At 70.6% G+C, this 19,683-nt stretch carries 19 protein-coding genes; 9 read left to right on the top strand and 10 right to left on the bottom strand.

Translation table 11 applies throughout. The features are described from left to right. Window positions 1-91: 91 nt before the first annotated feature. From AOZ49_RS05945 to AOZ49_RS05935, 3 genes are read right to left on the bottom strand one after another with little or no spacing between them, the layout of a single operon-like run. Window positions 92-1,321, bottom strand: coding sequence for a CaiB/BaiF CoA transferase family protein (locus tag AOZ49_RS05945; RefSeq protein WP_054474604.1), 1,230 nt, complete (start codon window positions 1,319-1,321; stop codon window positions 92-94). Next, on the bottom strand, window positions 1,318-2,178 hold the full coding sequence (locus AOZ49_RS05940) for a MaoC/PaaZ C-terminal domain-containing protein (RefSeq protein ID WP_054433571.1): 861 nt from the start codon (window positions 2,176-2,178) through the stop codon (window positions 1,318-1,320). Before AOZ49_RS05940 ends, AOZ49_RS05945 begins: the two co-directional genes overlap by 4 nt. 7 nt (window positions 2,179-2,185) lie before the next feature. Beyond that, window positions 2,186-3,100: an SDR family NAD(P)-dependent oxidoreductase gene (locus tag AOZ49_RS05935; RefSeq protein WP_054433572.1), complete on the bottom strand. Its 915-nt coding sequence runs from the start codon at window positions 3,098-3,100 to the stop codon at window positions 2,186-2,188. 149 nt (window positions 3,101-3,249) lie between these two features. Here AOZ49_RS05935 and AOZ49_RS05930 point away from each other — a divergent pair, with 149 nt between their 5' ends. Both AOZ49_RS05930 and AOZ49_RS05925 read left to right on the top strand, forming a co-directional pair. Then, window positions 3,250-4,149, top strand: coding sequence for a LysR family transcriptional regulator (locus AOZ49_RS05930; protein WP_054433573.1), 900 nt, complete (start codon window positions 3,250-3,252; stop codon window positions 4,147-4,149). Between the two features lie 302 nt (window positions 4,150-4,451). Beyond that, window positions 4,452-5,435: a Bug family tripartite tricarboxylate transporter substrate binding protein gene (locus tag AOZ49_RS05925; RefSeq protein WP_054474603.1), complete on the top strand. Its 984-nt coding sequence runs from the start codon at window positions 4,452-4,454 to the stop codon at window positions 5,433-5,435. A gap of 356 nt (window positions 5,436-5,791) precedes the next feature. Here the strand turns inward: AOZ49_RS05925 and AOZ49_RS05920 are convergent, their stop codons facing one another. The 5 genes from AOZ49_RS05920 to AOZ49_RS05900 are packed head-to-tail and all read right to left on the bottom strand — an operon-like array spanning window position 5,792 to window position 10,897. Continuing rightward, complete coding sequence (locus AOZ49_RS05920) at window positions 5,792-6,745, bottom strand: NAD(P)H-dependent flavin oxidoreductase (RefSeq protein WP_054474602.1); 954 nt, start codon at window positions 6,743-6,745, stop codon at window positions 5,792-5,794. 19 nt (window positions 6,746-6,764) lie between these two features. Further along, complete coding sequence (locus tag AOZ49_RS05915; RefSeq protein ID WP_054474685.1) at window positions 6,765-7,742, bottom strand: Bug family tripartite tricarboxylate transporter substrate binding protein; 978 nt, start codon at window positions 7,740-7,742, stop codon at window positions 6,765-6,767. 55 nt (window positions 7,743-7,797) lie between these two features. Continuing rightward, complete coding sequence (locus AOZ49_RS05910) at window positions 7,798-9,312, bottom strand: class I adenylate-forming enzyme family protein (RefSeq protein ID WP_054474601.1); 1,515 nt, start codon at window positions 9,310-9,312, stop codon at window positions 7,798-7,800. Between the two features lie 17 nt (window positions 9,313-9,329). Further along, window positions 9,330-10,502 carry a thiolase gene (locus AOZ49_RS05905; RefSeq protein WP_054434632.1) on the bottom strand — a complete coding sequence of 391 codons (1,173 nt, stop codon included), beginning with the start codon at window positions 10,500-10,502 and terminating at the stop codon, window positions 9,330-9,332. Beyond that, window positions 10,499-10,897, bottom strand: a complete 399-nt coding sequence (locus AOZ49_RS05900) for a Zn-ribbon domain-containing OB-fold protein (protein WP_054474600.1) — start codon at window positions 10,895-10,897, stop codon at window positions 10,499-10,501. Before AOZ49_RS05900 ends, AOZ49_RS05905 begins: the two co-directional genes overlap by 4 nt. 195 nt (window positions 10,898-11,092) lie before the next feature. On the opposite strand from AOZ49_RS05900, the gene AOZ49_RS05895 reads away from it, so the two are divergent. From AOZ49_RS05895 to paaG, 3 genes are read left to right on the top strand one after another with little or no spacing between them, the layout of a single operon-like run. Then, on the top strand, window positions 11,093-12,283 hold the full coding sequence (locus AOZ49_RS05895; protein ID WP_054474599.1) for an acyl-CoA dehydrogenase family protein: 1,191 nt from the start codon (window positions 11,093-11,095) through the stop codon (window positions 12,281-12,283). Window positions 12,284-12,314: 31 nt separating this feature from the next. Next, the gene (locus AOZ49_RS05890; protein WP_054474598.1) at window positions 12,315-13,427 is read left to right on the top strand and encodes an acyl-CoA dehydrogenase family protein; all 1,113 of its coding nucleotides are present in this window, start codon (window positions 12,315-12,317) and stop codon (window positions 13,425-13,427) included. After that, window positions 13,424-14,224 carry a 2-(1,2-epoxy-1,2-dihydrophenyl)acetyl-CoA isomerase PaaG gene (gene paaG, locus AOZ49_RS05885; RefSeq protein WP_054474597.1) on the top strand — a complete coding sequence of 267 codons (801 nt, stop codon included), beginning with the start codon at window positions 13,424-13,426 and terminating at the stop codon, window positions 14,222-14,224. Before AOZ49_RS05890 ends, paaG begins: the two co-directional genes overlap by 4 nt. A gap of 81 nt (window positions 14,225-14,305) precedes the next feature. On the opposite strand, the gene AOZ49_RS05880 is transcribed toward paaG, so the two are convergent. After that, the gene (locus AOZ49_RS05880) at window positions 14,306-15,199 is read right to left on the bottom strand and encodes a LysR substrate-binding domain-containing protein (RefSeq protein ID WP_054474596.1); all 894 of its coding nucleotides are present in this window, start codon (window positions 15,197-15,199) and stop codon (window positions 14,306-14,308) included. 136 nt (window positions 15,200-15,335) lie between these two features. Here AOZ49_RS05880 and AOZ49_RS05875 point away from each other — a divergent pair, with 136 nt between their 5' ends. Genes AOZ49_RS05875 through AOZ49_RS05860 form a run of 4 tightly spaced genes read left to right on the top strand, consistent with a single transcriptional unit; the run spans window position 15,336 to window position 19,134 of the window. After that, on the top strand, window positions 15,336-16,166 hold the full coding sequence (locus AOZ49_RS05875; protein WP_054474595.1) for an HTD2 family dehydratase: 831 nt from the start codon (window positions 15,336-15,338) through the stop codon (window positions 16,164-16,166). After that, window positions 16,163-17,356: a CaiB/BaiF CoA transferase family protein gene (locus tag AOZ49_RS05870; RefSeq protein WP_054474594.1), complete on the top strand. Its 1,194-nt coding sequence runs from the start codon at window positions 16,163-16,165 to the stop codon at window positions 17,354-17,356. Before AOZ49_RS05875 ends, AOZ49_RS05870 begins: the two co-directional genes overlap by 4 nt. Beyond that, complete coding sequence (locus tag AOZ49_RS05865; RefSeq protein ID WP_054434619.1) at window positions 17,353-18,186, top strand: HpcH/HpaI aldolase/citrate lyase family protein; 834 nt, start codon at window positions 17,353-17,355, stop codon at window positions 18,184-18,186. Before AOZ49_RS05870 ends, AOZ49_RS05865 begins: the two co-directional genes overlap by 4 nt. Before the next feature lie 51 nt (window positions 18,187-18,237). After that, window positions 18,238-19,134: a sugar kinase gene (locus tag AOZ49_RS05860; protein ID WP_054474593.1), complete on the top strand. Its 897-nt coding sequence runs from the start codon at window positions 18,238-18,240 to the stop codon at window positions 19,132-19,134. Window positions 19,135-19,198: 64 nt separating this feature from the next. Here AOZ49_RS05860 and AOZ49_RS05855 read toward each other — a convergent pair whose 3' ends face one another. Further along, entirely contained in the window at window positions 19,199-19,681 is a 483-nt protein-coding gene (locus AOZ49_RS05855; protein WP_054474592.1) for a 2-amino-4-hydroxy-6-hydroxymethyldihydropteridine diphosphokinase, read from the bottom strand. Window positions 19,682-19,683: the final 2 nt, after the last annotated feature.

The following is a 19,683-nucleotide window of genomic DNA, read 5'->3' as shown; positions in this document are numbered from 1 at the left end:
CTGGTCAGTGCATGCGGAGATCTTTTTGATTGTGTGAATGTAGGCGCGCAAGGGCAGAGGAAGCGAGCGGGGATGGCAAGAAATCAGACTGCTATCCCGCGCGGCCAGCCGCGAATGCGGCAATCGCCTGCGGCGACTTCCCCAGGACGTCGCGCAGTACTTCCTCGGTGTGCTGGCCCAGCAGCGGCGGGGCGCGCCGATACACCACCGGCGAGGCCGAGAAGCGCAGCGGGCTGGCGGTCACGGGCGCGACGCCGCCGCCAGGGTGGGGCAGGTCGCGGCGCAGTTGCCGCGCCTGCGCCTGCGGATGGGCGAAGGCCTGGGCGATGTCGTTGATCGGCCCGCAGGGCACGCCCACCGCTTCCAGCCGGGCGATCCAGTCATCGCGCCTGCCCTCGCGCATGATGTCCGCGAGCAAGGGCACCAGCGTGCCGCGGTTGGCCACGCGCAGCCGGTTGGTGGCAAAGCGCGGATCATCGCCCAGTTCGGGCGCGCCGATCGCCGCGCAATAGGCGCGGTACTGCGATTCATTGCCGGTGGCCACGATCAGGTGGCCGTCGCTGGCGGCGAACACCTGGTAGGGCACCACGTTCTGGTGGGCGTTGCCGGCGCGCGTCGGCGCCACGCCGGAGTTGAAGTAGTTGGAGTTCTGGTTGGCCAGCAGCGCCACGTGGCTGTCGAGCAGCGCGATGTCCAGGTGCTGGCCCAGGCCGCTGCGGTGGCGCTCCTGCAGCGCCGCCAGGATCGCCACCGTCGCATACATGCCGGTGACGATGTCGGTGACCGCCACGCCGGCCTTCTGCGGGCCGCCGCCGGGCAGGTCGTCGCGTTCGCCGGTGATGCTCATCAGGCCGCCCATGCCCTGGATCATGAAGTCGTAGCCGGGGCGCTGCGCGAACGGGCCGTCCTGGCCGAAGCCGGTGACCGAGCAGTAGATCAGGCGCGGGTTGATGGCCTTCAGGCTGGCGTAGTCCAGGCCATACTTGGCCAGTCCGCCGACCTTGAAGTTCTCGACCAGGATATCGCTGACCGCCGCCAGTTCGCGGATCAGCGCGGCGCCGTGCGGCGTGGCCATGTCGGCCTCGACCGAACGCTTGTTGCGGTTGGCGCTGAGGTAGTAGGCCGACTCGTTGGTGTCGATGCCCTGGCCGTCCTTGAGGAAGGGCGGGCCCCAGGCGCGGGTGTCGTCGCCGACGCCGGGCCGTTCGATCTTGATGACGTCGGCGCCCAGGTCGGCCAGGTTCTGCGTGCACCAGGGGCCGGCCAGGATGCGCGACAGGTCCAGCACTCGGATGCCGTCCAATGCGGGCGGGCGCGTCATGATTGCACCTCGGCGGCGCCATGGCTCATCACGACGATATTGCGTTCGACAGCGCGGGCGATGAAGCGGATCTGCCCGTCGGGCATGCGCCACATATCGCATTGCAGCGTCTCGCCCGGATACACTGGCGCCGAAAAGCGCGCGTCCAGCCGGGTCAGGCGGGCGGCGTCATAGTCGCACCAGGTCTTGACCACGGCATGCGCGGCCACGCCGTACGAGCACAGCCCATGCAGGATCGGCCTGGGATAGCCGGCCTGGTGCGCCACCTCGGGGTCGGCGTGCAGCGGATTGCGGTCGGCGTTCAAGCGGTACAGCAACGCCGCCTGCGGCGGGATGCGCAGTTCGCAGCGGCGCTCCGGCTCGCCCTGCGGCGCGGCGGGCAGCGGCTCGGGGCTGGCGTCGCCCTGGCCGAAGCCGCCGTCGCCGCGGCAGAAGGTGCTTTGCCGCAAGGTCGCCAGGTGGGTGCCGGCGGTGTCGTGCAGCGTGCGTTCGGTGACCACGATAGCGCCCTTGTCCGCGCCCTTGTCGATCACGTGGGTGATGCGGCTTTTGCCGATGACGGTGCCGGACGTGGGCAGCGGCGCGTGCACCGTCAGCCGCTGTTCGCCGTGCACCAGCCGGACCCAGTCGATGCCGGCGCGCGGATCGCTCATCCAGAATCCCGGGTAGCCCAGCACCACGCTCATTGTGGGGAAGGCGCGCAGGTCCTTTTCGTACACGTAGCGTAGCTGGCGGGTGTCCTCGGGGTCCTGCCCCAGGCCGATGCCCAGCGCGTACAGCATGGTGTCCTTGTCGTCGTAGTGCTGGCGCACGTCGTCGAAGCGCCAGTGCTTCACGGTTGCGTAGTCGAGCGGCATGGCGGTCTCAGATGGGGTCCCAGTCGATCACGTCGGGCGAACGCTCCAACGCGTAGAAGTGCTTGCGCATGGCGGGCACGGCGATCTCGCCGATCAGTTCGGGCGTCCAGCCCTCGCTGTAGTGCACGCTGCGCAGCGGCCGCGGCTGGCTCATCAGCATGATCTCGTTGGCGCGCACCGCGAACACCTGCGCGGTGATGGCGCTGGCCGCATCGCTGGCCAGGTACACGGCCATGGGCGCGACCTTGTCGGCTTCCATCTTCTTCAGCTTCTCGACGCGCGCCTTTTCCTCGTCGGTCTCGGCCGGAATCGAGCTGGTCATGCGGCTCCAGGCGAACGGCGCGATGCAGTTCGAGCGCACGTTGTAGCGCGCCATGTCGAGCGCGATCGACTTGGACAGCGCCACGATGCCGAGCTTGGCGGCGGCATAGTTGGCCTGGCCGAAGTTGCCGATCAGGCCCGAGGTGGAGGTCATGTGCACGAAGGCGCCGGATTCCTGTTCGCGGAAATACGGCGCGGCGGCGCGGCTCATGAAGAACGAGCCGTTCAGGTGGACGTCGATGACCTGACGCCATTCCTCTTCGCTCATCTTGTGGAACACGCGGTCGCGCAGGTTGCCGGCGTTGTTGACCACCGCATCGATGCGGCCGAAGGCGTCGACGGCGGCCTGGATGACGCGGCTGGCGCTGTCGTAGGCGGCCACGCTGTCGGTGTTGGCGACGGCCTGTCCGCCGGCCGCGGCGATCTCGCGCGCCACGGCGTGCGCCGGGCCATCGCCGCCGCCTTCGCCGGTCAGCGAGACGCCGATGTCGTTGACCACCACCTTGGCGCCCGCCCGCGCCATGGCCAGCGCGATGCCGCGGCCGATGCCGCCTCCCGCGCCCGTGACGACGACGACCTTGCCGGAAACAATACCGCTCATGGGGACTCACTCCTGATGCCGCGGCGCGTGCCGCGTTGGGAAACAGTTCCGCGTCAAACCGTATGGTTTACGGGGTTGCCCCATGGTATGTTCGTGACGGCATTCGAAGAATTCAAAATTAGAAATGCCCCCCTTCTGTGTGGTGGAACATGAGACATGATCTGACTGACCTGCGGCTCTTCCTGAACGTGGGAGAGACGCTCAATCTGACCCGTGCGGCCGAACGCACCTTCCTGTCCTTGCCCGCGGCCAGCGCGCGCGTCAAGCACATGGAAGAGGCCTTCAAGGCGCGGCTGCTGGTGCGCATGGCCACGGGCGTGGCGCTGACGCCGGCGGGCGAGGTGCTGCTCAAGCACGCCAACGCGGTGTTCCGCCAGCTCGAATGCCTGAACGCCGACCTGCAGCCTTACGCCAGCGGCCTGAAGGGACGGCTGCGCCTGCTGGCCAATACCACCGCCACCAATTCGTTCCTGGCGGACGCGCTGTCGACCTTCCTGGCCGAGAACCCCGACGTGGATGTCGAGCTGGAAGAGAAGATCTCGGGCGACATCGTCATCGCGATCCGCGCGGGCGCCGGCGACCTGGGGCTGGTGGCCGGCAATATCGATGTCGAGGGCCTGGACGTGACGCCGCTGTTCCGCGATGAGCTCACCGTGGTCACGGCGCTGGATCATCCGCTGGCGGCCTCGAAATCGGCGCATTTCGCCGACCTGATCGATGCCTATCAGTTCGTCGGCATCCATCCCGACAGCGCCATCCAGACCTTCCTGGAGGACATCGCCAGCGGCCTGGGCAAGCGCATCTGCCAGCGCGTGCACGTGGGCAGTTTCGAGGCCGTGTGCCGCATGGTCGAGGCCGGCGCCGGCATCGCCGTGGTGCCGCGCGCCTGCGCGGCGCGCTACAGCCGGCCCGATGCGCTGCACGTGCTGAAGCTGGACGACCCGTGGGCCCTGCGCGACCGCCTGCTGTGCCGCCAGCGCGGCCGCGACCTGCCGAGCTTCGCCGAGTGCTTCATCGAGCACGTGCAGCGGGCCGCGCGAGGGCAGTAGCCGCGGCGGGCAGGACGCGCGGTGGTCCGGCCCCGGTTGGCGCAACGTGCGCGCGGCCGTCGTCACGGCGCCACATCGGACCGGCGATAGTGTCCGATCAGCGAACGTGGCGTCGCGGCGAAAGAGGGGCTTTTGAAAATGTGTAGCGGCAAAAGCGGCCGCGCGGCAAATAATAAAAAAAGCCCCGGCCGCGCCTGATGCGCGGGCAGCAGAAAAAATGGGGCCGGCAGGCGGCAAGGCACCGCGTCGTTCCGGTGTGGCTTGCGGCCGCGCCATCGACAAGAACGACTCAGGAGACTGCCTTGTTAGATCCCCAACGCCGCCGCGTCATCGCGGGGCTGGGCGCTGCGTGCGCCACGACTTTGCTGCCCACTTTCGCCCGCGCCGCCACCTGGCCCGGCCATGCCGTGACCTTCATCGTGCCGTTTCCGGCCGGCGGTCCGGTGGACACCACCGCGCGTTTCACGGCGCAGCCGCTGGGCCACCTGTGGTCCGTGCCGACCGTTGTGGACAACCGCTCGGGCGCGGGCGGCATCGTCGGCGCGCAGTTCGCCGCCAAGGCCGAGCCGGACGGCTACAACTTCTTTTTCGCCTCCATCCACCACGCGGTGCTGCCGAGCCTGCGCGGCGACCTGACCTACGACATCAATCGCGACTTCGTGCCGGTGGGCATGGCGGCGGTGTTCCCGATCGTGCTGGTGGTGAATCCGTCGCTGCCGGTGAATTCGGTGAGCGAACTGATCGCCTATGCGAAGGCCAATCCGGGCAAGCTGTCGTTCAGTTCCTCGGGGACGGGCGGCGGCACGCACCTGGCGGGCGAGTTGTTCAATGCGATGGCGGGGGTGAAGATCCAGCACATCCCTTACCGCGGCAGCGCGCCGGCGATGCAGGATCTGCTGGGCGGGCAGGTGCAGGTGATGTTCGCCGATGGACCGTCGGCGGTGCCGCATCTGAAGATGGGGAAGGTGCGGGCGTTGGGGGTGGGGAATCCGACGCGGTCGAGCATGTTGCCGGGGGTGCCTACGATTGCGGAGTCCGGGGTGCCGGGGTATGAGGCGTATTCGTGGAGCGGGGTGTTGGCGCCGAAGGGGACGCCTGGGGAGATCGTGGCGCGGGTGAATGCGGACATGGTGAAGGTGTTGTCGGATCCGGCGACGGCGCAGGCGATGGTGGCGGCGGGGGCGGAGCCTAAGCCGGGGAGTGCGGAGGCGTTTGGGGCGTTCTTGCGAAGCGAGGTGGGTAAGTGGAGGGATGTGATCCAGAAGGCGGGGATCAAGTTGGAATAAGTGGTGCTGGGGACGCGCATGGCGGGGCAGGCGGGGGATGGCGGGGCTACGATTGCGGTCCGGAGCGTTCGCTCCGGACTTCCCCGTTGTCATCCTCGTCCTCGCCTGCGGCGACTCCTTCGGATTCCCTCGGGCGCATCTACACGCCCCGCCATCCCCCGCCTGCCCCGCCATGCGCTCGCGCCGTGACTCAATGGCGGGTGTTGGGGAAGGTGGCGCTTGGCATGTTTGTCACCGTTGGCGCGGTGTGGAGGGGTTTGCGGGGCCCGCCACCAGATGGCCGCGCGGGCGGCCGTCTGGCGGCTTACGCGGTGTCTTGCGGTTCCGGTTGACGCTGCGCGCTGGGGGGACTGGAGTCAGCGCAGCAGCGCGGCTTTGGCTTCCTGGTATTCCGTTTCCAGCTGGGTCACGAGTTCGGCCACCGACAGGATTTCCTGGGTGGCGCCGACGCCTTGGCCGGCGCTCCAGATGTCTTTCCAGGCTTTGGGCCGGGTGCTCTTGTCGAGGTTGGGAGGCGGGGCGTCGTAGTCGGGGAGCCGGGTGGGGTCCAGGCCGGCGGCGCGGATGCTTTCGGTGAGGTAGTTGGCGGGGACGCCGGAGAAGTGGGGCGTGTAGGTGACGTCGGCGGCCTGGGCGCGCAGGATCATTTCGCGGTAGGCGTCGTTGGCGAGGGATTCGCGGGTGGCGATGAAGCGGGTGCCCATGTAGGCGAAGTCGCAGCCCAGGGCCTGGGCGGCGAGGATGTCCTTGCCGTGGCTGATGCAGCCGGACAGGGCCAGCGGGCCGTCGTGGAAGGCGCGGATCTCGTTGACGAGGGCGATGGGGTTGAGCTGGCCGGCGTGGCCGCCGGCGCCGGCGGCGACCAGGATCAGGCCGTCGACGCCGGCGTCCAGGGCGCGGCGGGCGTGGCGCACGGTGGTGACGTCGTGATAGACCTGGCCGCCGTAGGCGTGGACGGCGCGGACCACGGCCTCGGGCGGGTGCAGCGAGGTGATGAGCAGCGGCACGCGGCGCTCGGCGCAGATGGCCAGGTCGCCCTGCCAGCGGGCGTTGCTGGGGTGGACGATGAGGTTGACGCCATAGGGCGCGATCCGCGCCTGCGGATCGGCTTGGCGCGCGCGGGACAGCCTGTCCTCGATGCGCGTGATCCACTCGTGCAGCTGTTCCTGCGGCCGGGCGTTGAGCGACGGGAAGGTGCCGATGATGCCGGCGCCGCATTGCGCCGCCACCAGGTCCGGGCCGGAGACCAGGAACATGGGGGCGCCGATGATGGGCAGTCGGGTCTGCGTGCGCAATGCGGATGGCTTCATAGGCGGGTTCCCGTCGGGGTCAGTTGGCCTGGATGTTGGCGCTCTGGATCACATCGGCCCACAAGGCGTATTCGCGGTCGATGCGTTGCTGCAGGGCGGCGGCGTCGCCGGTGTTGATGGTGTAGCCGCCGTCGGTCATGGCGCGGCGGAAAGCGGGGTCCTTCGACACCTCGGACAGCGCCCGGGTCAGGCGCGCCTGCACGGCGTCGGGCAGCTTGCGCGGGCCGACCAGCGCGTACCAGCCGACTACCTCGTAGTCCTTCATGCCGGCCTCGATCATGGTGGGCACGTCCGGCAGCTCGGGGTTGCGGGTGCGCGAGGTGACCGCCAGCGCGCGCGCCTTGCCGCTCTTGATGAACGGGATGGCGGTGCTGGTGATGTCGAACATGAAGGTGATCTTGCCGCTGACCACGTCCATCATCGCCGGCGAGTTGCCGCGATACGGCACGTGCAGCATCGGCACGCCGGCCTGCTTCTTCAGCAGTTCGGCCGACAGGTGGTTGGAGGCGCCGATGCCGGCCGAGCCGAAGGACACGGCGTCGGGGTGGGCGCGGGCGTAGTCGACCAGCTCGCCCACATTCTTCGCGGGGGCCTGCGGGCCGATCAGCAGCACGTTGGCGTAGTCGACCACCTGGCCGATCAGCGAGAAGTCCTTGCGCGGATCGAACAGGGTGCTGCGCTGGACCAATGGCGACATGGTCAGCGTGGGGCTGGCGGCAAAGCCCAGCAGGTAGCCGTCGGGCGGGGCCTTGGCGGTGGCGTCGGAGGCGATCATGCCGCTGGTGCCGGCGCGGTTCTCGACCACGACCGCCTGGCCCAGCTTGTCGCCCAGGTACTTGGCGAAGACGCGCGCGGTGGTGTCCACCGGGCCGCCGGGGGCGTAGCCCACCAGCAGGCGGATGGGGCGGTCGGGGTAGGCGCTGTCGGCGGCGGCGCTGGCGCCGGCCGTCATGGCCGCCACGGCGGCGGCCGCGGCGAGCAGGGTCTTGATGTTCACGCTCATGTCTCCTTGTGGAATGAGCCGGTCGCGGAGCGGAACAGCGGGGCCGCGCCTACGCCAGCCTTTCTTTCAGCGGTTGCTTGAGGATCTTGCCGCTGACGGTGGTGGGAATCGTGTCGATGCAGTGGATCTGCGCGGGCCGCTTGTACGGCGCCAGCTGGGCGCGCAGGTGCAGCATCAGCAGGTGGGTGTCCAGTCGCGCGCCGGCCAGGGGCTCGACGAAGGCGATAACTTCCTCGTTGTGGTCCTCGGTGGGACGGCCGACCACCGCCGACAGGCGCACGCCGGGGAAGGCGTTGATGGCCGCCTCCACCTCGATCGGGTAGACGTTGAAGCCGGAGCGGATGATCAGATCCTTGGAGCGGCCGGCGATGTACAGCGCGCCGCGGTCGTCCAGGTAGCCGATGTCGCCGGTGGCGAGCCAGCCTCCGGGCAGCAGCGCCTGCGCCGTCTGCGCCGCGTCGCGGTAGTAGCCCAGCATCACGCCGGGGCCGCGGATCAGGATGTCGCCGCGCTTGCCCGGGCGCGGCGCGTCGGCGTCGCCGATGCGCAGTTCGACGCCGTCCACCGCGTAGCCGGCGCTGCAATCGGCCGGCGGGGTGTCGATGTCGGTGATGAACATGGACCCGGCGTATTCGGTGATGCCGTAGCCGTGGTGCATCGGCACGCCGAAGTAGCGCTCGGCGTCGCGCTTGAGCGTGGGGTCGAGCGCCGCGCCGCCGGTGTAGACATAGCGCAGCGCGGGCGCACGCAATTCGCCGCGCGGCGGCGCGGCCGCCAGCATGCGGTTGAACATGGTCGGCACGCCCTGCAGGATGCTGACGCCCGGATGGGCCAGCGCCTTGAAGGCGTCCTCGGGATCGAAGCGGCTGCGCAGCACCAGGCTGGCGCCGGCGTGCAGCGTGGCCATCAGCACGGTGGCGATGCCGAAGATATGCGACAGCGGCAGGGCGGCGTAGCCGATGTCGCGCGGCGTCAGGCGGCGCGACGCGGCCGAGACGCCGGCGAAGTGCAGCAGGCCGCGGTGCGGCACCATGACGCCCTTGGGCGCGCCGGTGGTGCCGGACGTGTAGATCACAGTGGCGACTTCGGCGGCGATGTCGCCACGCTCGGGTGGCATCGGCGTGTCCGCGCGCCGCGCCCGCAGGCCCGGGCCCCAGGCGTCGGCATCGGCCGCTTGCGCGCCGGCCGCGTCGGCATGGGCGGCGGCGGCGGACGAGACGCCGCTGGTGTACAGCGTCACCTGCGGCTGGGCATGGGCGCCGATGGCGGCGATCTCACGCGCCGACAGCCGCGCGTTCACACCCACCGGCCAGGCGCCGAGAAGACTGCAGCCGAACAGCGCGGCGATCATGGCGGCGCAATTCTCGCCGACCATCATCACGCGATGGCCTGGCTCGACCCCCGCGGCCGCCAGCCAGCGCGCCGCGTCCTGGGCGCGTTGCCACAGTTGCGCATAGGTCAGGATGCCGCCGCCTTCCTCGTACAGGCAGATGGCGTCGGGCTGCTCGCCGGCCTGGCGGGCCAGCACTTGGTGGATGCGGGTGAGCGGTTCTGCGTGCGACATGGTTGCTGCGGTTGGAGTCAAAGCGTGGCGGCGGTGCCGAGGATGGCGGTGGCCTGGCTGGACAGCGTGCCGCCGTTGCCGTGCACCAGCGCCAGGTCGGCGCCGGCCACCTGGCGCGCGCCGGCCTCGCCGCGCAACTGCCGCACGGCCTCGATCATGATGAAGACGCCATACATGCCCGGGTGCACGCAGCACAGGCCGCCGCCATTGGTGTTGACCGGCAGCCGCCCGCCGGGCGCGATGGCGCCGTCGGCGATGAAGTCCTTGCTCTCGCCCTTGGCGCAGAAGCCCAGGTCTTCCAGGAACAGCAGGGTGTTGATGGTGAAGGCGTCGTACAGCTCGACCACGTCGATGTCCTGGGCCGAGACGCCCGCCATGGCGTAGGCGCGGCGGCCCGATTCGCTGGCGGCGGTAACGGTCAGGTCTTCCATTGACGAGATCTGCCGGTTCCACACGGCGGTGGCGTTGCCCAGCACGTAGACCGGCGGGCGCGGCAGGTCGCGGGCGCGCTCGGCGCGCACCAGCACATAGGCCCCGGCGCCGTCGGTGACCAGGCAGCAATCGCGCACGCTCAAGGGGTCGGACACCATGCGCGCCGCCAGGATCTGTTCCAGGGTGGCCGGTTCGCGCAGCTGCGCCTCGGGGTTGAGCTGGGCCCACTGGTTGGCGGCCAGCGCGACCTGCGCCAGGTGTTCGCGGCGGGTGCCGTACTGGTGCATGTGGCGCGCCGCGGCCAGCGCATACGACGACAGCGGGCTCAACGGGTCGTACGGCGTCTCGTAGGGCTGCGGATCGAACTGCTTGCGCACGCGGCCGATCTCGGCGCGGCTCAGCGTCGACGTGCGCTGGGTGCTGCCATAGCAGACCAGCACCGCGTTGCACTGGCCCGAGGCCAGCGCGTGCAGCGCCGGCAGCAGGTGCGCCACGAAGCTGGAGCCGCCCAGCATGGTGCTGTCGATGAAGCTGGGGCGGATGCCCAGGTGTTCGATGACCGGCATCGCCCACATCGGCGCGGCCACGCTGGCGGTGCAGAGCCCGTCGATGTCGCGCATGGTCAGGCCGGCGTCGGCCACGGCGCGCTGCGCCGCCTGCACCAGGATTTCCATTTCGGTGTAGCCGTTGGCTTGGCCCAGGCCGGCATGGCCGACCCCCGCCACCGCGACGGCGCCGCGCAGATCGTTCAGCGTCATTGCGCCTCCTTGTTCGGCACGAAGACCAGCAGTCCGCGGCCTTCGGTCACGGCCACCTGGGCCTGCACCGCCATGCCGATGCGCACGGCGTCGGGCGCCACGCCCTCGACCCGGCTCATCAGGCGCACGCCTTCGGCCAGGTCAACCAGCGCCACGTTGTAGTCGCCGCCCGCCTCGGGCTTGCGCCGCACCACGGTGGTGGAATAGACGGTGCCGCGGCCATCGGGCGTCTTCCACGACAGCGCTGCGGCGCCGCAATGCGGGCAGAGCATGCGCGGATAGAACACCGCGCGGTCGCAGGCGTCGCAGTGCTGGATCTGGAAGCGCCCCTGGTCGAGCGCCTGGCGGTATTGCGCCTCGACGCCTTCGGCGGCGCGTGGGTCGGTTGCGGTCATTGCATACGGTTCCGGAGGGATGAGCCGCCAGTGTCGGGGCTGGCGCCGGCCGGTGCCATTCTTCATTGCTGAAGCAGGCCTTTTGCCGGCCCGTAGTGCCCGTGCCCTACACCGAGGCAAAAGCCGGTCTTCCGCAACCGCAGATTGTCCGGCGCGCGGTCGCCATGGCTAGATAGCCATCCAAGGAGGTAGGCCATGAATCTGACCTGGACGCCGGAAGAGATCCGGTTCCGCGAAATGGTGCGCGCGTTCGCCGCCGACCGGCTGCCGCGGGACATCCGCGACAGGGTGCGCCGGCACCAGCGCCTGGAGCGCGACGACTACGTGCGCTGGCACAACATCCTGGCCGACCAGGGCTGGGGCGCGCCGAACTGGCCGGTCGAGCATGGCGGCACCGGCTGGAACGCACTGGAGCGATTGATCTTCGAAGTCGAATGCTTCAAGGCCGGCGCGCCGCGCCTGCTGCCGTTCGGCCTGTCCATGATCGGCCCGGTGCTGATGAAGTATGGCAGCGCCGAACAGCAGGCGCGCTTCCTGCCGCGCATGCCGCGGGTGCAGGACTGGTGGTGCCAGGGCTATTCCGAGCCCGGCTCGGGCTCGGGCCTGGCCTCGCTCAAGACCCGCGCGGTGCGCGACGGCGACGAATACGTGGTCAACGGCCAGAAGACCTGGACCACGCTGGCGCAGTACGCCGACTGGATGTTCTGCCTGGCGCGCACCGACCCCGAGGCGCGCGCCCAGCGCGGCATTTCGATGCTGCTGCTGGACATGCGCGCGCCGGGCGTGACGGTGCGCCCGATCCGCACGCTGGACGGCGGCCACGACGTCAACGAAGTGTGGCTGGAGAACGTGCGCGTGCCGGCCGCCAACCTCGTCGGCGAGGAGAACCAGGGCTGGACCTACGCCAAGTACCTGCTGGGCCACGAACGCACCGGCATCGCCGGCCTGGGCCATTGCCATCGCGAACTCGGCATCCTCAAGGACATGGCCGCCCAGGCCACCGCGCGCGGCCGGCCGCTGCTGGCCGACAGCCGCATGCGCGACCGCATCTCGCGCATCGAGGTCGACATCATGGCGCTGGAAATGCTGCTGCTGCGCGTCGCGGCCAGCAACGGCGGCACGCCCGGCCCGGAAGCCTCGGTGCTGAAGATCCGCGGCTCCGAGATCCAGCAGGACCTGGCCATGCTGCAGATGGAAGTCGCCGGCCCCGACGCCTGGCCGTACGACCCCGAGTGGATGCTGGCCGAGGCCGCGTATCACGGCCCCGGCCCCGAGATGGCGGCGGCCTCGGGCGCCGGCTATGCCGACATGCGCAAGACCTCGATCTACGGCGGCACCACCGAAGTGCAGAAGGGCATCATCGCCCGCCTGGTGCTGGGCCTGTAGGCCCGGCCCGCATCCGCAAGGAACACGACGCATGGATTTCCTCTATACCGAAGAACAGCGCATGCTGGCCGACAGCCTGCGCCGCCTGGTGGACCAGGCATGGACCCGGCCGCAGCGCCGCGCCCGCGAGGCCGCGGGCCGGCTCGATCCGGCGGCCTGGGGCGCGCTGGCCGAACTGGGCGTGCTGGGCCTGAACATCCCGCAGGAAGCAGGCGGTTTCGGCGAGGTGCCGGCCAGCCTGTTGCCGGTGCACCTGGAGCTGGGGCGCGGGCTGGTGGCCGAGCCGGTGATCCCCAGCGCGGTGATGGGCGCGGCCCTGATCGGCGCCTGCGGCGCGGCGGCGCGTGACCGCTGGCTGCCTGGCATCGCCTCGGGTGAACGCGTGGTCAGCGTGGCCTACCAGGAGCCCGGACGCCGCTACCAGGCCGATCCCCAGGCCTGCCGCGCGACCCGCGCTGGCAGCGGCTGGCGGCTGGACGGCGCCAAGCACCTGGTGTGGCATGGCGCCGCCGCCCATGCCTGGCTGGTGAGCGCGCGGGCCGACGACGGCGCCACGCTGCTGCTGGCGGTGCCGGCGGATGTCACTGGGGTACGGGTCACCGATACGCCGACGCTGGACGGCGCGCGCTGCGCCCGGCTGGATTTCGACGCGGTATCGCTGGGCGCCGACGCGCTGCTGGCGCAGGGCGCGGCGGCCGACGCGGCCCTGGCGCAGGCGCTGCAATGGGGCACGGCGGCGCTGTGCGCCCAGGCGGCGGGCGCGATGGAGCGGCTGCTGGAGATCACCGTCGACTATCTCAAGACGCGCAAACAGTTCGGCCAGCCGCTGGCGTCGTTCCAGGCCCTGCAACATCGCCTGGCCGAGATGCTGGTGGCCAGGGAACTGGCGCTGTCGATGGCCTACGTGGCGGTGGCCGCGTTGACCGAACCCGACGCGGCGCAGCGCCGCCGCATGCTGGCCTCGGCCAAGCTCGAAACGGCGCGCGCCGGCCGGCTGGTGGCGCAGATGGCGGTGCAATTGCACGGCGGCATGGGCATGACGGACGAGCTGGAGGTCGGCGACTACTTCAAGCGCCTGACGGTCGCGGACCTGCTGCTGGGCGACAGCGCCGAGCAACTGGCGGTGCTGGAGGAACTGGCATGAGCCATGACCGCTACACCGAGATCACGTTCACGCTGGAGCAGGGCGTCGGCGTCATCACGCTCAACCGCCCCGAGCGCCTGAACAGCTTCACCGCCGTCATGCACGCCGAGCTGGCGCGGGCGCTGGACACGCTGGAGGCGCACGCCGGCTTGCGCGGCGTGATCCTGACCGGCGCCGGCCGCGGCTTCTGCGCCGGCCAGGACCTGGGCGAGCGCAAGCCGGCCGAGGACGGTTCGCGGCGTGACCTGAGCGAGAACCTGGAAAAACTGTACAAGCCGCTCATCATGCGGCTGCGCGCGCTGCCGGCGCCGGTGGTGTGCGTCATGAACGGCGTTGCGGCCGGCGCTGGCGCCAGCCTGGTGCTGGCCTGCGACGTGGTGTTCGCGGTGGAGTCGGCGCGTTTCATCCAGGCCTTCAGCAAGATCGGCCTGTTGCCGGACGCGGGCGGCACCTGGTTCCTGCCGCGCCTGGTGGGTTCGGCGCGGGCCATGGGCGCGGCTCTGTTCGGCGAGGCCGTCAGCGCGCGGCAGGCCGAGGCCTGGGGCCTGATCTGGCGCGTGGTGCCGGACGCGGACCTGGCCGCGACGCTGGCCGAGGTCCGCGCCACCCTGGCGGCCGGGCCGACCCGCGCCTACGCCGCCACCAAGCAGGCGCTGCATGCGTCCAGCGGCAACACGCTGGCGCAGCAGTTCGACCTGGAATGCGCCTTGCAGCGCGAGCTGGGCTACACCGACGATTACCTGGAAGGCATGCGCGCCTTCGCGCAGAAGCGCGCGCCGGCGTTCGGCGGGCGCTAGGGCTGGCGCGTGGCGTCTTGTCGCGTGGACCGGCCCAGGCATACCGCATGGGCGCGGGGCGTGGCGGGAGCCGTCTGCGCGTCAGACGGCCGCCGGCTGCCGGATCTGCTCGATCAGTTCACGCGCGCAGCCGGGCAGGGCGTCGATGTCGCGCACCAGCAGCTTGCGCTCGCGCACCACCCAGGGCTCGTCCAGCTCCACCACCCGCAGCTTCATTTCCGCGCCGTAGCGGCGCGCGGCCGAGTCGGGGATCACGCCCACGCCGACGCCCGCCTGCACCATCCGGCAGATGGAATCGAAGCTGTACAGCTGGATGCGTTGCGGCAGGCGCTGGCCGATGCGCTCGAGCTGGTCGCGCAGGAACGCCACCAGGGTCGAGCCCTCGTGCATGGTGATGAACGGATAGCGCACGGCGTCGGCCAGCTTGACCTTGTCCTGGTCCTGCAGCGGATGGCCGTTGGGCACCACCAGCACCAGGCGGTCGGTGCTGAAGTGGATGGCCTGCAATTCGGGGGCGTCGACCGGGCCGGCGACGATGCCCAGGTCGGTGGTGCCGTCCAGCACGCCGCGCACGATGTCGCGGGTCAGCCGTTCCTGCAGGTCGACCGTGACGCCGGGATGGCCCGCCAGGAACTGCGCCAGGATGTCCGGCATGAATTCGGTGACGGCCGTGGTGTTGGCGAAGATGCGGATGTGGCCGGCATCGCCGTCGGCCTGTTCCTGGAAGTCGTGCTTCAGGTGGTCGACCTGGCGCATGATGACCCGCGCGTGCTGCAACAGCCGCTGGCCGGCCGGGGTGATTTCCACGCCGCGGCTGTCGCGGTACAACAGACGGGTGTTGAGCTGGTTCTCCAGCGCCTTGATCCGCACGCTGACGGCGGCCAGCGACAGGTGCGCCCGCTTGGCGGCCTGCGTCAGGCTGGGGGATTCGGCGATGTGGATAAACAGGCGGAGGTCGGCGAGGTCGAAGTGCATGGCGCCTATATTACGGCGGCCGGCCCGGGGCGCACGATTCAGGCACCCCAAACCCGGCCTTGAGGAAAAATGAATTCACAGCGCGCGCGGCATGCGGGATGCTAGCCGCCAGGACATCTACCAGAGGAATATCGGCATGACATCGACAGACCCGGCCGGCTGGATCGGCAGCGGCGAGCGCCAGGCGGACGCGCTGGATCCCGGACACGCGGCGCGCATCGCCGCCACGCTGGGCGGCCCGGCGCCGGCCGTGGGCGCCCCCCTGCCGCCGCTGTGGCAGTGGGCGTTCTTCATCAGCACGGTCGCGGCCGATGGCTTGGGGACGGATGGGCACCCGGCCCGCGGCGGCTTCCTGCCGCCCGCGCAGGACCGCAACCGCATGTGGGCCGGCGGCCGGGTCGAGTTCCGCCGCCCGCTGCGCGTGGGCGTGCCGGCCGAACGGGTCTCGGTGGTGGCCGACGTCAAGGAAAAGGCCGGCCGCACCGGCGCGCTGCTGTTCGTGACGGTGCGCCACGAATATCGCCAGGACGGCGAAGTGGCCATCCTGGAAGAGCAGGACATCGTCTACCGCCAGCCCACGCCGCCCAAGCTCACCGGCACCGAGCCGGCGCCGCAGGCGCAGTGGCGCGACGCCATTGAGCCGTCGTCGGTGCTGCTGTTCCGCTATTCGGCCGTGACCTTCAACGGCCACCGCATCCATTACGACCATCCCTACGTCACCGGCACCGAAGGCTATCCGGGCCTGGTGGTGCACGGCCCGCTGATCGCCACCGAGATGGTTGCCGCGTTCCTGCGCGCCCATCCCGGCGCCCGCCCCACGCACCTGTCCTACCGCGGCCTGCGGCCGCTGATTTCGCCCACGCCCTTCCAGGTCGCCGGCCGCGTCGAGGAACCGGGCCTGGCCCGGCTCTGGGCCGAGCAGGACGGCACGCTGGCCCACCAGGCCGAACTGAGGTTCACCGCATGAGCACGCCAGCCCCCCGCCCGCTGGACGGCATCACCGTCATCAGCCTCGAACACGCCATCGCCGCCCCGTTCTGCACCCGCCAGCTGGCGGACATGGGCGCGCGCGTCATCAAGATCGAACGCCCTGGCGCGGGCGATTTCGCCCGCGGCTACGACGAGCGCGTGCGCGGCCTGTCGTCGCACTTCGTCTGGACCAACCGTTCCAAGGAAAGCCTGACGCTGGACCTCAAGCGCGACGAGGCCGGCGACATCATGGATCGCCTGCTGCAACAGGCCGACGTGCTGGTGCAGAACCTGGCGCCCGGCGCCGCCGCGCGCCTGGGGCTGTCGTTCGAGGCGCTGCACGCCCGCTTCCCGCGCCTGATCGTCTGCGACATCTCCGGCTACGGCGAAGGCGGCCCCTACCAGGACAAGAAGGCCTACGACCTGCTGATCCAGAGCGAAAGCGGCTTCCTGTCGGTCACCGGCACCGCCGACGACCCGGTCAAGGCCGGCTGCTCCATCGCCGACATCTCGGCCGGCATGTACGCCTATTCCGCCATCCTCAACGCGCTGCTGCTGCGCCAGAAGACCGGCCTGGGCAGCCGCCTGGACGTCTCCATGCTCGAGAGCATGGTCGAGTGGATGGGCTTCCCGATGTACTACGCGTTCGAGGGCGCCACGCCGCCGGTGCGCGCCGGCGCGGCCCACGCCTCGATCTATCCGTACGGCCCGTTCCCCACCGGCGACGGCAACACCATCATGCTGGGCCTGCAGAATGAACGCGAATGGCGCGTCTTCTGCGCCCAGGTGCTGCGCCAGGCCGAGCTGGCCGAGGACCCGCGCTTCGCCACCAACTCGCTGCGCACCGCCAACCGCGAGGCCCTGCGCGCGCTGATCGTCACGGCCTTCGCCGACCTCAGCGTGCAGCAGGTCACCGACCGGCTGGAAGACGCGCAGATCGCCAACGCCCGGGTCAACGACATGGCCGGGGTCTGGGCCCACCCGCAGTTGCGGGCGCGCGACCGCTGGAGCCAGGTCGACAGCCCGGCCGGCGCGCTGCCGGCGCTGCTGCCGCCGGCCAGCAGCAACGCCTTCGCGCCGCGCATGGCGGCGGTGCCCGCCGTGGGCCAGAACACGGATGCGGTGCTAGCATCACTGGGATACGCGCCCGAACAGGTGGCGCGCTTCCATGCTTCGGAGGTGGTGTGATGCATTCCGTCGTTCGTACCGCGCTGTTCGTGCCGGCCTCCCGCGCCGAACGCATCCCCAAGGCCCTGGCCAGCGGCGCCGATGCCGTCATCGTCGACCTGGAAGACGCGGTCGAGCACCTGGCCAAGGCCTCGGCCCGCGAAGCGCTCTGCGACTTCCTGGGCACGCAGCCGCAGGCGCGGGTCTGGGTGCGCATCAACGACGCCTCCACCTCGTGGCACGACGACGACCTGAAAGCCTGCCGCGGCAAGCCCGCGGTGGCCGGCATCCTGCTGCCCAAGGCCGAAAGCCTGGCGCAGGTGCGCCACGTGGCGCAGACCGGGCTGCCGGTCATCCCCATCCTGGAAACCGCGCGCGGCATCCTCAACGCCGCCGAGGTCGCCGGCACGCCCGGCGTGGCGCGGCTGGCGTTCGGCAGCCTCGACTACGGCCTGGACCTGGGCCTGGCGCCGGACACCGCCGGCGCCGAAGCCGTGCTCGACCATGCCCGCGTGCAGGTGCTGCTGCAGACCCGCGCCGCCGGGCTGGCGCCGGCGCTGGATGGCGTGTTCCCGGGGGTCGAAGACCACGCGGGGCTGTCCGCCGCCGCCGCGCGCGCCCAGCAGATGGGGTTCGGCGGCATGCTGTGCATCCATCCCGCGCAGGTGCCGGTGATCCACGCCGCCTTCGCGCCCGATCCGGCCGAGCTGGCCTGGGCCCGCCGCGTGGTCGCGGCCCACCGCGACAAGGCCGCCGGCACCTTCATGCTGGACGGCAAGATGGTCGACGCGCCTGTCATCACCCGCGCCCGCCGGGTGCTGGCGCAGGCCGGGGAAAACGCCGCCGGCTGAGCCGCCCGCCGCCCGGCCTACAATCCGGCAAACCCTGACGCGGATGGACTCATGAGCGAAGCGCTCTTTATCGGGCATACCTATATCGACGTCACCGTGCTGGCCGACGAATGGCCCACCGGCGACGAGAAAAGCGTGGCGCGCGACTACGCCGTGTCGTTCGGCGGCAATGCCGTCACCGCGGCGTTCGCCTGCGGCAAGCTGGGCACCAGGCCCGACCTGATCTGCTCGCTGGCGCCGGACTGGCTCGGCCACATGTACACCGACATGGCGGCCGCGCACGGCGTCACGCTGCACGGGCGCCCGGTGCGGCGCTCGTCGCTGTCGTTCATCATGCCCAACCATGGCAAGCGCGCCATCGTGCGGGCGCGCGACGCCGACTACCTGAACGATTTCCCACGCCTGGACGTCAGCGGCTACCGCGCGCTGCACCTGGACGGCCACCAGCCCGACGCCGCGCTGCACTACGCGCGCGCCTGCCGCCAGGCCGGCATCCTGACCTCGCTGGACGGCGGCGGCGTGCGCGAGAACACCGACGAACTGCTGCGCCACATCGACGTGGCGGTCTGCGCCGAACGCATGTGCGAGCAGCTCGACCTGTCGCCGCACGGCTTGCTGGACCTGCTCAAGCAGCGCGGCTGCCGCATCGGCGCGGTGACGCTGGGCGAGCGCGGCATGCTCTGGTACGACGAAACCGGCGCGGTCGACACGCTGCCGTCGCTGGACGTGCCGGCCGCGCGCATCATCGACACCTCCGGCGCGGGAGACGTGTTCCACGGCGCCTATGTCTGGTCGTACGTGAACCGGCCCGAGCTGGCCTGGAAGGAACACTTCACCTTTGCCCGCGCCGCCTCGGCGCACAAGATCCAGCACCTGGGCAACGAGGCCGGCCTGCCCGGCGTGGACGACGTCGAACGCGCCATGCTGGCGTTCGCGCCCAAGGCCTGACGCGGCCGGGGCCAATCCGTGGGGTAATCAGGAGGCAAGCGGGAACCGCGCCGCCTGGCGCGGTTCAGTCCAGCCGTTCGATCGGCTGGTCGGTGATGTCGCCGAGCCAGGCGTCGAGGCCGCGTCCGGCCAGCGTCAGCGCCGGCGCCAGGTCGCGCAGCGGACGCAGCACGAAGGCGCGCAGCTGCATGCGGGGATGCGGCAGGACCAGGCGCTCGTGCGCCATGGCGGCGTCGCCATGCAGCAGCAGGTCCAGGTCGAGCGTGCGCGGCGCGTTGCGGTAGGGCCGCTCGCGGCCATGGCGCAGTTCCAGCGCCTGCAGCAGGTCCAGCAGATCCAGCGGCGCCAGCGTGGTGTCCAGGGCCGCGACCGCGTTGACGAAGTCCGGGCCGGTGGCGTCCACCGGCGCCGTGCGATAGAAGGGCGAGGCCGTCACCGCCGCGATGCCGTCGGCGGCGGCCAGTTCGGCCAGCACGGCCCGCAACGTGGCCGCGCTGTCGCCCAGGTTGGCGCCCAGCCCGATGTAGGCGCGCACGGGGGCGGCCATGG

The organism is Achromobacter sp. 2789STDY5608615 (assembly GCF_001298995.1).
Lineage (GTDB): Bacteria > Pseudomonadota > Gammaproteobacteria > Burkholderiales > Burkholderiaceae_B > Achromobacter > Achromobacter insuavis.
This window is presented reverse-complemented; position numbering and strand designations above follow the sequence as displayed.